The 15,737-nt window shown below is 64.1% G+C and carries 10 protein-coding genes; 2 read left to right on the forward strand and 8 right to left on the reverse strand.

Features of this window, described 5'->3' with window-relative positions:
• Window positions 1-8 precede the first annotated feature (8 nt).
• From LD110_RS07835 to LD110_RS07850, 4 genes are all read right to left on the reverse strand, one after another.
• Complete coding sequence (locus tag LD110_RS07835; protein WP_225497944.1) at window positions 9-740, reverse strand: thymidine kinase; 732 nt, start codon at window positions 738-740, stop codon at window positions 9-11.
• Entirely contained in the window at window positions 733-1,965 is a 1,233-nt protein-coding gene (locus LD110_RS07840) for an alkaline phosphatase family protein (RefSeq protein WP_225497945.1), read from the reverse strand. Before LD110_RS07840 ends, LD110_RS07835 begins: the two co-directional genes overlap by 8 nt.
• Before the next feature lies 1 nt (window position 1,966).
• Window positions 1,967-2,686: a DUF5998 family protein gene (locus LD110_RS07845; protein WP_225497946.1), complete on the reverse strand. Its 720-nt coding sequence runs from the start codon at window positions 2,684-2,686 to the stop codon at window positions 1,967-1,969.
• Window positions 2,687-2,800: 114 nt separating this feature from the next.
• Entirely contained in the window at window positions 2,801-5,503 is a 2,703-nt protein-coding gene (locus LD110_RS07850) for a GNAT family N-acetyltransferase (RefSeq protein ID WP_225497947.1), read from the reverse strand.
• Between the two features lie 54 nt (window positions 5,504-5,557).
• Here LD110_RS07850 and LD110_RS07855 point away from each other — a divergent pair, with 54 nt between their 5' ends.
• Window positions 5,558-8,119, forward strand: coding sequence for a DNA topoisomerase (ATP-hydrolyzing) subunit A (locus LD110_RS07855; RefSeq protein WP_225497948.1), 2,562 nt, complete (start codon window positions 5,558-5,560; stop codon window positions 8,117-8,119).
• A 105-nt stretch (window positions 8,120-8,224) separates the two neighbouring features.
• Here the strand turns inward: LD110_RS07855 and LD110_RS07860 are convergent, their stop codons facing one another.
• The gene (locus tag LD110_RS07860; protein WP_225497949.1) at window positions 8,225-8,611 is read right to left on the reverse strand and encodes a VOC family protein; all 387 of its coding nucleotides are present in this window, start codon (window positions 8,609-8,611) and stop codon (window positions 8,225-8,227) included.
• Window positions 8,612-8,737: 126 nt separating this feature from the next.
• Here LD110_RS07860 and LD110_RS07865 point away from each other — a divergent pair, with 126 nt between their 5' ends.
• Window positions 8,738-9,256: a DinB family protein gene (locus LD110_RS07865; protein WP_225497950.1), complete on the forward strand. Its 519-nt coding sequence runs from the start codon at window positions 8,738-8,740 to the stop codon at window positions 9,254-9,256.
• On the opposite strand, the gene cydD is transcribed toward LD110_RS07865, so the two are convergent.
• The 3 genes from cydD to LD110_RS07880 are packed head-to-tail and all read right to left on the reverse strand — an operon-like array spanning window position 9,253 to window position 15,485.
• Window positions 9,253-12,819, reverse strand: coding sequence for a thiol reductant ABC exporter subunit CydD (cydD, locus tag LD110_RS07870; protein WP_225497951.1), 3,567 nt, complete (start codon window positions 12,817-12,819; stop codon window positions 9,253-9,255). The two genes, LD110_RS07865 and cydD, sit on opposite strands and share 4 nt — an antisense overlap.
• A 7-nt stretch (window positions 12,820-12,826) precedes the next feature.
• Window positions 12,827-13,876 carry a cytochrome d ubiquinol oxidase subunit II gene (cydB, locus tag LD110_RS07875; protein WP_225497952.1) on the reverse strand — a complete coding sequence of 350 codons (1,050 nt, stop codon included), beginning with the start codon at window positions 13,874-13,876 and terminating at the stop codon, window positions 12,827-12,829.
• Between the two features lie 19 nt (window positions 13,877-13,895).
• Window positions 13,896-15,485: a cytochrome ubiquinol oxidase subunit I gene (locus LD110_RS07880; protein WP_225497953.1), complete on the reverse strand. Its 1,590-nt coding sequence runs from the start codon at window positions 15,483-15,485 to the stop codon at window positions 13,896-13,898.
• Between the last annotated feature and the right edge of the window lie 252 nt (window positions 15,486-15,737).

The raw sequence follows: 15,737 nt of genomic DNA on the forward strand, positions 1-15,737 counted from the left end.
AAGTTGCGCTAACTATTGGTGTTGCCAGTACCCTGCACGCCGCCGGTCCCCTGCCAAAGGCAGGCATCGACGTCGAACGGCAGGCTTGCTTCGCCACCGGCCATGAGCCTCGCTCCATGGGCAGTTACGCGCCGCATGTAGTGCCTGCGGCACAGCGTTTCATATTCGATCACGGGTTCGAGTCCGTGGGAGCCGCTGCCCTCACCGGACATTTCAACATCCCCAACCACAACTTGGTCGCCTTCGACCACCATCACTCCGTCGACGGTCCGGGCATTGTGCGTCGCCCTCCTGCCGCACCAGCACAGGGCTTCCACCTGCAGGACTTGCACTCGGTCTGCGAGCTCTATCAGTCGGCGGGAACCGGGGAACAGGTGTGTCCGGAAGTCGGCGGTGATCCCGAAGGCAAAGACGTCGACATCCATCTCGTCCACCACACGGGCCAACTGCTCGACCTGTCCGGGTGAATAAAATTGCGCCTCATCGCAAATGAGGTAGTCCACGCGCTGGCCCGCAGTCCGCCGGCGAACCACTTCTTCCCAAAAGTCAGTCTCTTCCTCGACCTCAACGGCATCCGCACGAAGGCCCAGCCTGCTGGAGATTGTGGAGTCCCCCGCCCTATCGTTGCAGGAGAATCGGACACCCCCACGGCCGCGCGCCCGGTGGTTGTGGTCCATTTGCAGCGCCAGTGTGGACTTGCCGGAGTCCATGGTGCCGGAGAAGAAGATCAGTTCAGCCACGCCGTCCCCTTCGGCCAACTGCAGGGAAGCACAAGAACGGCACTTCCCGCTCGGCCCTGGTCAGGGAGCCGTGCTGCCCCACCACTTCCAGCGCAGTCGGCCGAACACGACGCGTATCGTACAGGGCCAGGCTGTCCCGGGCGGCGACCATGATGTCGCCAATCCGGCCCGCGACGCCGGAACGCAGTCCGCCGAACAAGCCGGCGGCGACAGCCTCGTCCCGCGTGAAGACCCAGACCCGTTCGCCGAAGCGTTTCCGCCATGCCGCCAGCAAGGCTTCCCTGCCGCTGTCACCCACGTCTGGTTCCAGATACAGGTGAACCATGCGAGGCTCCCCTGCTGTGTGGCGGACGCCAGCCACGAGGCTTGGATCTGCGGAGTAGTCGATTCGCTGCGACTCGTGCACGTCCAACATGCCGTGGTCCCCGGTCACGATGATGGTGGTGCCGGCGGGCAGCTGCTGGGAAAGTCTCTTGACGGTCGAGTCCAGCTCTTCCAACTGGTGTTCCCACTGCTCAGACTGGCAACCGTAACGGTGGCCGGCCTTGTCGAGTTCGTTCAGATAGAAGTACATCAGGGAACGCCCGCCACCGGACATCGCATCGGCAGCCGCTGTGGTCCTGGCGTGCAGCGAATTCCCGCCCACAAACCGTCCGCCGCGCAGAGCTGCCTGGGTCATGGGCGAATTGCCAAACTGGGGCAGGCTGACGGTCACGACGTCGGCATGCTCGGCGACCCGTTCGAAGACTGTCGGGAGGGGCTGCCAGCTGTAGGGATCGACGCCGGCGTCCCAGTTCCCAAGCAGGTTGACGACTTTGTCCTGCAGGGGGTCGAGTACGTCATATCCCACCATGCCGTGCTGCCCGGAGGGCTGGCCCGTCCCCAAACTTGCCAGCGACGCCGCAGTAGTAGACGGAAAGGCAGCGTCGATCCATACGGGGACCTCGCCTTGGCCACCCGCAGCGACCGTTCTCAGGAAGGGAGTGTGCGCGGACTTTTGTTTGAGCAGCGTGCGGCCAAGTCCATCAGCCAGCACTACGCAGACCCTGTCCGCGGACGGGAGACCCAAGGCATTATCGAAGCCGGGCAATCCCATGCTGGCGGCTGCGCTGGTGAGGACCTGGGCTATGGAGCGGTCCACGTACATAGGAGCCGCGGGAAGCCCCGCCGGTCCGGCTGCCTCAGCAGCCCCGGCAATGGAAACGTGCTGCTGTGCAGGCCCCATGTCAGCGCTGGTGTCCGCGGCTCAGGCGGTTCCCGAAGACTCCGGTGCGCGGACGGGGAGCCGACATCGCCGGAGCGTGGCGTGCCGGTGCTGAAGCGCCGGTGTTGACTGCCCGCAGCGCACGGGCAAAGTACTTTGCGTCCTGGACCGCCTGCAGGCCATCGGCCTCGGAACTGATTCGGAGGACAATGTCTTCCTGGGCGATGGTTCCGGTGTAGCCGTGGTCCGCCTCGCACTGGGGATCACCGCAACTGGCCGGCCCGATGTCTATGCGCTGGCCCCCCGACCATGCAATGGACAGGGTCACTTCACGCACGGGGTCGGTGGGCTTGTAGTTCTGCGGCTGCGCGTACATGTAGCTCAGGACCACCGAACGGATCTGGGCAACTGGCACGGACTCAGTGGATATCTGGGCGACGATCTGCTGTCCGGCTTCGTCCAGTTGCTGGTCGTCGACGTGGGTAATGACCAGCATGTCATCCGTAAGGACCAGAACCGTGATGTGGCGGCGCACTTCAGCTCGGTCGAAGTGGGTTTCCAAGTGGACAAGGTGGGCCAGGCAGTCCCGGCCGTCCAAGGCGTCGTCCACTACGTCCCCCACCAGCCGTGGGTAGAAGCCAGCCCGCTCGAGGGCCTGGTCCAGGCTCTGCCCCTGCGATTTGTGGTTGTGCACCAGATGGTGTCCGGCATGCGGCTGGGGCGTGGGAGGCTGGGAGGTCATGTCCTCCATTTTCACAGATCCGAAGTGGACTTTCCTAACTGTGGAACCGTCCCCCCGGGCACGCTGCACCCTCGGCCGACGCCCAAACGAGGGCAGCCAGCCGCCGTCGAAAGCTCAGCCCAGAAGCGCCCGACGGGCGCTGTCTGTCCGTTGGGCCGCGTTGCCGATCCAGACGTCAGCAGCCAGGATCCGCGCACCATCCGTGCCCGCCAACACTGGGTTGAACTCAACCAGGACCACTCCCGGCAGGTCGTCCTTTAGGACGGCCAGCCTGGCCGCAAGGTCTTCCAGGGCCGCAATGTCGACGGCGGGAAGGCCCTGGTAGCCGAACAGCTTCCGGGAGGCCCTCGGGGCGCGGATAAAGTCGTGGACGTCGACGGCGGACAGCGGCGGGACACGGTGCGCCCAGTCGTCGAGGAGGTTTACGGCGTCCCCTGCCAGCCCAAATGACACCACTGGACCAAGCAATGGATCCTCGATGGCGCGGAATGTGCAGGCCTGGCCGACCGGAACCATCGACTGAACCTCGAGCTCCGTTGAGCCGTACGGAGCCAGGGCCCGACGCATGTTGGCGATATTCCGGCGCAGCGATTCGGCATCACGAATGTCCAGCCGGACGCCGCCCAGGTCCAGGCGATGCTTGAGTGCCGGATCCGTTGTCTTCAGTACTACAGGCCACCCGAGCCGGTTCGCGGCCGCCACCGCATCGTCGTCTGTGGTGAACACCGCGGAGGGAACAATAGTGATGCCATAGTGTCCCAGCAGTGTTGCCGCGTTTGCGGCGTCGAGGCGTACAAGCTGTTCGCCGTGGAGGGATTGCAACAGTGATTCAAGCAGTTGCCGTGCCGCATCGGTGTCACAGCCGTCGGGTTCCTGAAACAGTCCTTGATCCCGTTGAAGCCACTGCGAGTAGTGCACCACGGCGGCGAGCGCCGCGACCGCTGCGCCTGGATTGGCATAGGACGGCACGGTTGGGACGGCGCCGTCCTGGCCGTCCCGAATCGGCAGCAGCCCTTCCACGTTGACTGCAGGGTCCAGAATGCCGGAAAAAGCAGCGACCGCGGGTTTGCCGGCGGCGGAGGCGCATCCGGCGATGATTTCCGCGGTTTGTGTTGCGTCGAGGCTGCGGCCCGGAAGGAAGGCGCAGATGAGCGAGTGCACGTTGTCGCTGGCAAGTGCCGCTGACAAACGGTCGCTTAACGCAGGCCCTGCGATGGAGGCACCGGCGTCGAGGTCGATGTCCGTGACCGTTCGGTCAATGACGAGTCCGCGGGATCCCGCGGACTCGGCAATAACGGATGCGAGGGCAGCTGAGTTGCTGGCAACCGCGATGCGTGGTCCTTTCGGGAGCGGTTGCCCGGAGACGATTTGGGCCACGTCGGCCAGTTCTTCGATGGTGGCCACTTGAATGACGCCCGCCTGTCGGAACATCGCCTCCAGCGCACCTGCGGGGGCTTGGCTGGTTCGGACGATGTGGCCGGGAGGGAGCCTGAGCCCCATGACATCGGACCGGGCCAGGATTACCGGCTTGGTGCGCGCCAGACGGCGGGCCAGCCGGGAGAATTTCCGTGGGTTTCCGACTGATTCCAGGTAGAGCCCGACTGCGATGGTGTCGGCGTCGTCTTCCCAGTACTGCATGAGGTCGTTTCCAGACACGTCAGCACGGTTCCCGGCCGACACAACACTGGACAGGCCAAGGCGGCGCCGGTAGGCGGCGGCATATAGCGCGACACCGATGGCCGATGACTGGCTGAAGAGGCCGAGCCGACCGGTCCGTGGGAGGGACGGCGCCATGGAGGCATTGAGGGAGACATCCTTGTTTGTGTTGACGATCCCCAGGGATTCCGGGCCTATGACCCTCATCCCGTAGCTCCTTGCCAGCCGGACCAAGGCACGCTGGCGTTGGAGTCCGTCCTTACCGGCTTCCGTAAACCCGGCGGAGGCAATCACCACGCCTTTCACTCCAGCGACGGCGCACTCCGTGACTACTTTGGCCACCTCTTCGTACGGCACGGCGACCACAGCCAGCTGCACGGTTTCAGGAACCTCGGCGAGTTTGGCGTAGGACTTCATCCCTGCAAGTTCGAACGCTTCGGGGTTGATCGCGTACACCGGTCCGGTAAAGCCGCCGTCGATGATGTGTTCGAGGAGTTGGTATCCGACGGTGCCCCACGCCCGGCTTGCGCCGATAACAGCCACCGACGACGGCGCCAGCAGGTCCCGCACGCTGCGCGCCTCGGCGCGGTGCTCGCGGGCTTCCATGACGGCGCGGGACTTCATTGTGGGGTCGATGTCGAACGCGACGCTGACAACACCGTCGTCGAAGTGGCGCTGCACCTCATAGCCGGCGTCCGCGAACACCATAAGCATCTTCCGGTTCTCCGGCAGAACCTCGGCCGTGAAGCGGCGCACGCCATTCTCCAGTGCGGCGGCGGCGAGGTGTTCCAGCAGGATCGAGCCGATGCCGCGGCCTTGGTGGGCGTCCGAAATATTGAACGCGACTTCCGCCTGGGAGCGGTCCTCCAGTCGGTCGTACCGGCCGATCCCAACGATCTTTCCAGCGATGGTGATGACAAAGGCAACCCGGTCCCGATGGTCCACTTCCGTGAAGCGTTGAAGCTCCTTCTCAGACAGTCGTGGCTTGAATGAGAAGAACCGGAGGTAAATTGAGTTCTGGGACTGCCCGGTGTGGAACTCCTGGACGGCGCCTGCGTCATCGGGCGAGATCGGCCTGAGGTGCGCTGTGCCGCCGTCCCGCAGTACGACATCGGCCTCCCAATGTTCCGGATATACGCCGGCCCCGGGCTGATCCACCATAGGCTTAGCCTAGCCAAGACCTCTGCAGTACACCGTTAAGGATTCACCGACTCCATGGCCCGCCGCCAAAGCCCCGTCCATTCAGGCGAAGATACTTCGGACTACACCGAAAATATCGTCGACATCGATGTGACCTCCGAAATGGAGGGCTCGTTCCTCGAATACGCCTACTCCGTGATCTATTCGAGGGCGCTGCCCGACGCCAGGGATGGGCTGAAGCCAGTCCAGCGGCGCATCCTGTACATGATGAGCGACATGGGGCTTCGCCCCGACCGCGGCCATGTCAAGAGTGCCCGCGTTGTGGGTGAGGTCATGGGTAAGCTCCACCCCCACGGTGACGCCGCCATTTACGACGCCATGGTGCGCATGGCGCAGGACTTCGCCCTGCGGCTTCCGCTGATCGACGGCCACGGCAACTTTGGATCGCTCGACGACGGCCCTGCGGCCCCCCGTTACACAGAGGCCCGCTTGGCTGCTGCGGCCCTGACGATGACGGACCATCTTGACGAAGATGTGGTGGATTTCGTCCCCAACTATGACAACCAACTGACCCAGCCGGATGTACTGCCGGCGGCGTTCCCCAATCTGCTGGTCAATGGCACCACAGGCATTGCGGTCGGCATGGCCACGAACATGGCCCCCCACAACCTTGGCGAAGTCATCGAAGCGGCCCGGCACTTGATCGCCAACCCTGATGCGACGCTCGAGGACATCATGCAGTACGTCCCGGGCCCCGATTTGCCATCGGGCGGCCGCATCGTGGGCCTGGACGGCATCAAGGACGCGTACGAAACCGGCCGGGGCTCGTTCAAGACGAGGGCAAAAGTTGAGATCGAACAGCTCTCGGCACGCCGCACAGGCCTTGTGGTCACAGAGCTGCCGTACATGGTGGGTCCCGAGAAAGTCATCGAGAAGATCAAGGATGCCGTCAACGCCAAGAAGCTGACCGGCATCAGCGACATCCTGGACCTCACGGACCGCAACCATGGCCTGCGGCTGGTCATTGAGCTGAAGAACGGCTTCAACCCCAACGCAGTGCTTCAGCAGCTCTACCGGCTGACACCGATGGAAGACTCGTTCGGGATCAACAACGTCACATTGGTCGACGGCCAGCCGCAGACGCTCGGCCTCCTGGACCTGCTCCGCGTGTACGTGGACCACAGGCTGTCCGTGGTGCGCCGGCGCACATCGTTCCGCCTTGGGAAGAAGAAGGACCGGCTCCACCTCGTGGAGGGCCTGCTGATCGCCATCGTGGATATCGACGAAGTCATCCAGATCATCCGCTCCTCGGACGAGGCGGCAGCTGCCCGGGACAGGCTGATGTCCATCTACGACCTGACGGAGATCCAAGCGAATTACATCCTGGAGCTTCGGCTGCGTCAGCTGACCAAGTACTCCAGGATCGAACTGGAAAAGGAGCAGGACGAGCTCCACAAGGCGATCGCCGAATTGGAAGCCATCCTCGCTTCTGACCAGCTTCTGCGGGAGCTAGTCTCCGGCGAACTCGAAGAGATCGCAAAGGCCCACGGCACCCCGCGCCGAACGGTCCTCCTGGAATCCGAGGCCGTGTCGCCAACAGTGGCCGCGCTGGCGACCGCACCCGGCCCCAAGGGCAAGGCCGCAGCACTGCCCCTCGAAATCGCCGATGACCCCTGCTGGGCCATCCTCAGCGCATCCGGACAGATCGCCCGGACCACCGGCCAGGAACCAATGGCGGAATCGGGCCCGCGCAGCAAGCATGATGTGTTCCGTTCCGTGGTCAAAACAACGGCCAGGGGCGAGATTGGGGCTGTTACCTCGCAGGGAAGGATGCTTCGGCTGCAGGTGATGGACATGCCGCTGTTGCCCCCCGTGTCCGGCATTCCGAACCTTACTGGCGGGGTCCCCGCCAAGGACTTCGTGACGTTGCCAAAGGGCGAAACACTCGTTGCCTTTGTGCCGTTGGATACGGTCCTGGCCATGGGAACAGCGCAGGGCATCATCAAACGTGTTCAGCCGGAATATCCCCTCAACCGCGAGGACTGGGAGATCATCACGCTGAAGGACAAGGATCACGTCGTGGGAATCGCTCCCGCTGCGGAGGACGAGTCGGACTTGGTATTTATCACACGCCAGGCACAGTTGCTGAGGTTCCCGTCGGCAGTGGTCCGTCCCCAAGGCCGGACCGCGGGTGGCATGGCAGGCATCAAGCTGACCGCCGGGGACTCCGTCATCCACTTCGGCGTTGTGGCGCCGGGAGATGACACTGCAGTTGTGGTGACCATTGCAGGCAGCAATGGCGCCCTGCCGGGGACAGCTCCCGGCACCGCGAAAGTTACCGCCTTCGCTGAGTATCCGGCCAAGGGCCGCGCCACAGGGGGCGTGCGCGCACACCGGTTCCTCAAGGGCGAGGATGTCCTATTGCTGGCTTGGGCGGGCCACGGCCCGGCAAAGGCGTGCGCCGCAAGCGGTGTGGCGAGGGCACTGCCGCAGGAACACGGCCGCCGCGACGGCTCCGGCATCCCGCTCTCCCAGCCCGTGGACGACATCGGTCCGAGCATGGCCTGGCCATCGGACGCAACGGATACGCGAGTAGGCCCGGCGCAAGCCGCAACCGTAGAAACACCAACGGAGTAACTGCACAACCCGCGGAGGAATGGGGACAGCCCACAGGGCCGTCCCCATTCCATTGCAAGGGATTACGGAGCCCCACGCATGCGGTCGCAGTGAGGTTCCGGCGTATCACATTGTGTATTGCCCGACGCTCAGAATGTTGCCTTCCGTGTCCAGGAACCAGGCAGCCGATGATCCGTCCGGGAAGGAAGCAATGCCGTTTTCCGTCTTCAGCCCGGGAAAGTCGTATTCCTCAAACTGGACGCCGCGGGACCGAAGTTCAGCGACTTCAGCGGAAAGGTCGGGGACCATCCATCCAATTTGCGTATTCTTGGCAGTCCCTGCATTGTCGGTCTGGTAGAGCATAAAGCCGGTACCGCTTCCGCACCTGTACTGAAAATTGTCTTCCGCGTCCGGATTATCTGGTTCCAAGCCCAGCTTGTCCCGATAGAACTCCCGTGCCCTCTTGATATCGCTTGCCGGCAACACTGCGGCCACTGGCTGATCCTTGAGCATGGCTCTCACTTTCCAGGCCCACCCCCAGAGCGAACTTTACTCTTGTTCCGATCCGAGGGAAGTACCCCGGCCGATCCGCCTTGGGCCGTGAGGCTTGACACGATGAGCGGGGCCTAGACTGAGGGCATGCCGATCATTCCCGATGAAAAAGACTGGACGTGGGTTATGACCCGGCCGTGCCCGGAGTGCGGGTTCGACCCGGCCGGTGTCACGCCCTCAACCGTTGCCGGGACGGTTACCGCGCTGCTTCCCAGATGGCGCGCCGTCCTCCGGCGCCCGGCCGTCGGCACCAGGCCTAATGACCACACTTGGTCACCCCTCGAGTACGCGTGCCATGTGCGCGACGTCTTCGATCTATTCGACCGCCGGCTCAACCTGATGCTTAGCGACGACGCCGCCAAGTTCGACAACTGGGACCAGGACCAGGCTGCACTCGATGGCGACTACGAGCACGCGGACGCGGAGGAAGTTGCCCTGCAACTCACTGCCGCTGGCGAGGAAATCGCTGCTTCATTCGCCTCAGTGACGGAGGATCAGTGGGACCGGACGGGTTTGAGGAGCAACGGCTCGGAATTCACAGTGCTTAGCTTCTCCCGGTACTTCCTCCACGACGTGGTCCACCATCTCCACGATGTGGACGGCTAGGCGTTGACGCGCCGTCCCTGACGGTCCACGGAAACCCTGGCGCCGGGCAGATCGTCGGCTGCATCCCCACCGCCGAGGACCAGGACCGAGTCACTGTCGTCGATATCGGCTGGGTTGTGCGTTACCAGGATGACTGTCCGGTCCGCCAGGCCAACGCGAAGGTCAGCGAGGAGCATCCGCGCGGACTCAGCATCCAGGTGTGCTGTGGGCTCATCCAGCAGGATGACGTCGGCCCCGGTCAGGAGTGTTCTGGCCACAGCGAGGCGCTGTCGCTCTCCCCCGCTCAGAAACGCTCCGCCTGGGCCTATGCGGGAGTCCAGGCCGTCGTCGAGCCGTCCCAACAGGGATCCCAGCCCGACCGCCGCCACCGCATCGCCAAGCTGGCGTTCGACGTCGGCCGCCCCACCCCCGCTCGGTAGGCCAAGCAGGAGGTTGCCCCGGATAGTCGAATCAAAAAGGTGCGCCTCCTGGGGACACCACGCTGCGGACCCGCTCACCTCCGCCCGACCGCCAACTGGCTCCAGGAACCCGAGCAGCACCGCCATCAGCGTGGATTTGCCTGAGCCTGAGGGGCCGCGGACGGCCATCCACGAACCAGGCCCTGCCTCCGCGGCGACGCCCTCGAATATGGGGTCCGAGTGCGGCCAGGCAGCAGCCAGGCCCTCAATTCGTACCCCGTCCCGGCCGTCTTCACGGTCCGGCACACTAACCAACCCGGTGTCGGAGGAATCGAGCGTCTTGTGGTCCAGCGCCCCGGCTGCGGCCACCCGGCCCAGTACTTCGCGGAGGGCCGGGAATTGCCGGACTGCCGTCGTCGCGGCCGCACTCGGCTCAACCAGCGCCAGTAGCAGCAGAACAACGACGGCGACAGTCGCCCCGGCTGCGGAGCCGTCCGCTATGGCCGGCACCGTCAGCACCGCAGAGGCGACGGCGGCAAGGGAGCATGCCAAAGTGGTCGCTGCCTGTCCCAGGCCGTCTGCCCAGGCCGATCGCTGTGATGCGTCGGTAGCGGCGCGATCAGCTTTTCCGATCGCGGAGAGCACCGGGGACGACACCCTATTGGCCATCAAGTCGTCCCTCGCGTCGATCGCGGCGGCCGCGTCACGAAGAACCCTGACACGCAGCCTTTGCTCGGCGCGCGCGGCCATCCTGTCCCCTGCGAGCGCCAGGGCCGGACCGATCAGCAGGGACACGACCACAGCTGCCAGAACGGCGGGCACTGCTGCCGGCAAGACGATGACGGCGACAGCAACAGTCCCTCCTGCGACGGCAAGGGCGGCGACGGGCGGAAGAATAACGCGCGGAAGAAGATCACGGACAGTGTCGACGTCGTCAACAACGGACCCCAGCACCGTTCCGCCTTGGAGCAGTCGACGGAGCGACAGGGCGCGACGGCTGAGTGATGCCCACAGGGCTCCGCGCAACTTGGTGACGGTGGCGAACACCGCGTCGTGCAACGCCAGGCGCTCACAGTACCGGAGCACCGCGCGACCGATGCCGAAGAACCGCACGCCGACGATTGCACCCAAGAGGTACAGGATAGGTGGCTGTTCACTGGCCCGTATGATCAGCCAGCCGGACAGCCCGGAAAGCGCGGCAGCGAAGCAGGCCGCAAGGACGCCGAGGAGGGCAGCTCCGGCAAACCGCCAGCGCAAGGGCGCCAGCAGTCCCAAAAGTGTCGATAACGTTCCCGGAACGCCACCGCTGGCTGGGGTTTCATTCGGCACGTAGCTTGGGGCCGGATCAGGCGTGGAGGCTGCCGTGATTGATCGCGTCGCGTGGTCCCCGGTGCTCCTGCCTATCGTGGGGAGGCTTCGGAGCGCGGTGCCTGGCCGACCCTGATCTGGCTCAACGTCCACTACGTAATCTGCCAGTGCGCGGGTCTGTGCGTCGTGTGCCACCAGAAGCACCGTCATATGTGCGGGCAGGTTGCGGATTGCCTGGTGCACGGCATGGGCTGCGACGTCGTCGAGGTGGGCCGTGGGCTCGTCGAGCAGCAGAAGAGTGGCGCCCGCCTCGATCCTGGCCAGTCCGCGGGCCAGTGCCACGCGCCGCAATTCACCAGGGCTGAGCTCGGCTGGATGGCGAGCCGCCAGGTGGCTGGCTGCAGCGCCATGAAGGCACCGCAGGACCGCGGCCGCTAGGTCCTGCTCGCTTCCCATCCCTGAGAGATACAGGAGTACTTCGTCACCGACAGTGGCGGCCACCATGGTCGGATGCTGCGGCACCCACGCCACGCGGTTAGCGTCGAATCCCGAATAGCGTCCCTCGACCGAGGTTTTCGATCCGTCGTCGCGGACCGTGCCCGCAAGCACGCCCAGGACGGTACTTTTCCCGGAACCGCTGGGCCCGGAGAGTGCCGTGACGGTTCCGGGACGCGCGCTGAACGTCAAGGGCCCGACGGCGGCCTGCCGCCTTCCGTCGTAGCGCACCGTCAGCCCTTCGACCTCGAGCCCGGAAGGGTAGTGCCCGGAAGGGTCGTGGCCGGAAGCGTTGTGGCCTTGGCTTGCAGTCACGCCCGGCGGGCCCTCCTGCTTATTGCTTTCCACGGTGCTGGGCGTTGCAGTCCCTGGCGCGCCGGCGGGGGCGGCAGCGAGCACGGCGTTTGCCGCGGCGAGCGCCACCCGCCCCTCATCGCTGGCGTGGTGGGCTGTTCCCAGTTCCCTGAGGGGCAGGTAGCAGTCTGGGGCCAGCAGGAGAGCGAGGAGGCCGGCTTCCAACGGCATTTCCCCCGCAACGAGCCGAACGCCGATAAAGACCGCCACAACCGCAACGGAGATGGTGGCGATCAGTTCCAGGGCAAGTGACGACATAAACGCCGTGCGCAAAGTACCCATGGTCCGGTGGCGGTATTCGTTGGACAGCTCTTCCAGGGCTTTGCGCTGTCCCGCGGCCCTGCCAAGCCCTACCAGCACGGGGAGTCCCTTGGCGAGTTCCACAATGTGCCCGGAAAGTCGTGACAGCGTCGCTTGGGCTTCCCGAACCCGCTCTTCGGTGTGCCTGCCAATGAGCACCATGAACAGCGGAACAAGGGGAACGGTGAAGACGATCACCAGTGCGCTCACCCAGTCCGCGAGCAGGATGCGCGCTCCAATGATCAGCGGAATTACGGCACAGTTGACCAGGGCGGGAAGGAATTGCGTGTAATAGTTGTCCAGTGCGTCCAGGCCCTTCGTCGCCAGGATCGCCATGCCACCGTCGCTGCCGACGGCCGCCTCAGCCTGCCCGTAGCCTATGTGGCGTCCACGTGGCGACAGGGCTGCCCCAAGCAGCGAGGCACGAAGTTCCTCCTTCACGCCGAGCGCTGCACGACGTGCAGCTACGGATTGTCCCCAGACCGAGACAGACCTCAGGATCGCCCCGGCAGCACCACTGAGTACTGCCCCGAAGATTGCGTTCCCGACCGGTCCGGCGGCGCCCGCGTCGCCGGCCGCGAGGGCCGCCAATAGCGTGGCTACGGACTGGGCCAGCAGTATGAGGGACGCGGCCTTCATTGCGGCAAGGAGCCCGAGCCACCACAGGGCGAACCGAGTGGACGGACCGGAGGGGAAGGTCGGCCTCATGGGTGCGTTATTCCTTGTCTGCGAGGACCTTGGCCGCGATGGCAGGGAGGAAGCCATGGGCGGGAGGGATGTGTGTCGTAGCCACGCGCCGCCGGAACACCCAGTAGGTCCATGCCTGGTACGCGATGACGATGGGCAGGCCAATGGCCGCGGCGATGCTCATGAGGCTCAATGTGTAGTCGGAGGACGAGGCGCTGCCCACGGTCAGGCTAAAGGACGGATCAATCGTGGATGGCAGGACAACGGGATACACGGCGCCAAAAATCGCTGCCGCCCCGGCCACGATCAGAAGCGCTAGCCCCACAAATGGCCGACGCTCAGCGCCTCGGCGCGCAAACAACCAAGCAACAGCAGCGGCAATGGCTGCAATGACTGTTGCTGCCCACGTCCATGGCCTGCCGGTAAGCGCCTGAACTGCGATTACCCAGGCAAGCATCGGAAGGATTGCAACGGGGAGCCAGCGCACCAGCCACTGCCGCGAACGTACGCGAACGTCGCCGTCGGTCTTCAGCGTCAGGAAGGCCAGCGCGTGCACCAGTGCGAATCCGACGACGGCCAAACCACCCAGAACCGCGTATCCACTAAACCAGGCGAATGGTCCTCCGCTTCGGTCGCCATTGGCATCAACGGGCAGGCCAGTTGTGGTCAGGGCCAATGCTGCACCCACGCCGAACGCGGCAACGAAGGAGCCAAGGGCGATAGCCCAGTCCCACCCTGACCGCCAACGCTCCGAGTCCACCTTGCCGCGGTACTCGAAAGCAACAGCGCGGAAGATCAAGGCTACGAGGACCACCAGCAGCGGTAGGTAGAGCGCCGAGAACAGGGACGCGTACCACAACGGAAAGGCTGCGAAGGTGGCGCCGCCCGCTGTTAGGAGCCACACTTCGTTGCCATCCCAGACCGGGCCAATGGTGTTCAGCAGAACTCGCCGCTCGGTGTCATTGCGGGCAAAGAGTTTCATCAGCATGCCGACGCCCAGGTCGAATCCCTCAAGGAAGAGGTAGCCCGTCCATAGGAGGGCGATGGCAACGAACCAGATGGTGGGGAGGAACTCCATGATGCTCTCCTCAATCTCCCTAGTAGGCGAACGCCAGGACGTCGGTGCCGGCGGGAGGCGGCGTCCCGCCGTCGTCCTTTCCGGCCGGTTGTTTTTTGGATTCGGTGAGTTCCGGCATCGCCGAGGCGACCCCTCCCCGGGTGTACTTGACCAGGAGGCGGACTTCGACGATTAACAGGACGGCGTAAATGGCGGTCAGAACAACAAGCGAGGTCATGATCTCTCCTGCCGACACGCCAGGCGACACGGCAGCCGCGGTAAACATGAAGACCTGGTCTATGCCGGTGGGGTCCGGGTTGGGCGCCACCACGAACGGCTGTCGGCCCATCTCCGTAAAGATCCAACCGGCGGCGTTGGCACCAAAGGGAGCAAGGATTCCGAAGACAGCCAGCCTCATCAGCCAGCGGGCGCGCGGTACAACACCCCTTCGCGTAACCCAGAGCGCCAGCATGGCGGCGAAAGCTGCAATTCCGCCAAAGCCGATCATCGTGCGGAAGCCCCAGTAGGTGACTTCCATGACCGGGACGTATTGAACCTCCTGCCCGGCCCGGTCGCTGTAGAGCGGCTTGTTGGGCACGTGGGTACCGTATTTGTCCTTGTATTCGTCCAGCAGGCTGTTCACGCCCTTCACCTCCGTGGTGAAGTCACCGTTCGCCAGGAAGGACAGGATGCCGGGCACTTCGATGACAGCCACAATGTCATCGCAATTCTTGGAACCCAGGTTTCCCACGCTGAGGACGGAGAAGCCTGTGCCATCATGGCAGGCTGCTTCGGCGGCAGCCATCTTCATGGGCTGCTGGACGAACATCAGCTTGCCCTGCAGGTCTCCGGTGAAGGCCGTGCCCGCGAAGGAGATCATGGCCACGACGGCGCCAATCCGGAGCGATTGGATCCATACCTGGTAGTCGGTCTTGTCACGTCCGGCAATGTCGGCCACACCGGGTACCGCACGACCCTCAGCGTCCACCGTGTCGATGCCGTCGCGCCGGCGGCGCCACAGGTGGTACCAGGCGATTCCAAGCAGGAAAGCCCCGGCAACACCGAGCGCACCGAACAGGGTGTGCGGCACAGCAACAAGGGCCGTGTTGTTGGTGAAAACCGCCCAAGCGTCCGTCATGACGGGCCGTCCATTGACCATCTCAACACCCACGGGATGCTGCATCCAACTGTTGGCCACAATGATGAAGTAGGCGGAGAACAGCGAACCAATGACGGCGATCCAGAGACAGGTGAGGTGGACGCCCTTCTTCAACTGCTTCCAGCCAAAAATCCACAGGCCGAGGAACGTCGATTCAACGAAGAAAGCGAGCAGGGCTTCCAGCGCCAGCGGAGCACCGAACACATCGCCAACAAACCGGCTGTATTCACTCCACGCCATACCGAACTGAAATTCCTGCACAATGCCTGTGGCGACGCCCATGATGAAGTTGATCAGGAAGAGCTTGCCCCAAAACTTGGTCATGCGCAGGTATTCCTGCTTGCCCGTCCGGTGCCAGAGCGTTTGGATGACGGCTACCACCAGGCCCAGGCCGATGGTCAGGGGCACCATCATGAAGTGATAGACCGTGGTGATTCCGAATTGCCAACGTGCGATTTCCAAGGCGTCCATGGCTGTCCTTTGTCCGGCGGCCCGAGGTGCGGCCTCCAACATTTCTACGCTTCGTAGAAATTCCAACTTCTACACAGTGTAGAACAAATCGGTCCCAGTGTGGACACCACTCTTCCAGCGCGCCACTATGCGTGCAAGGGTGCGCCACGCCGCATGTTCTACTTCACGTAGAATGGCTCATACAAACGCGGTAGATTGATTGTGGAATGTTGGATCATCGCCCACCGGGAAGCACTGCACCAAAACGCAATG

Origin of the sequence: Arthrobacter sp. M4, assembly GCF_020251205.1 — a bacterium.
GTDB lineage: Bacteria > Actinomycetota > Actinomycetes > Actinomycetales > Micrococcaceae > Arthrobacter.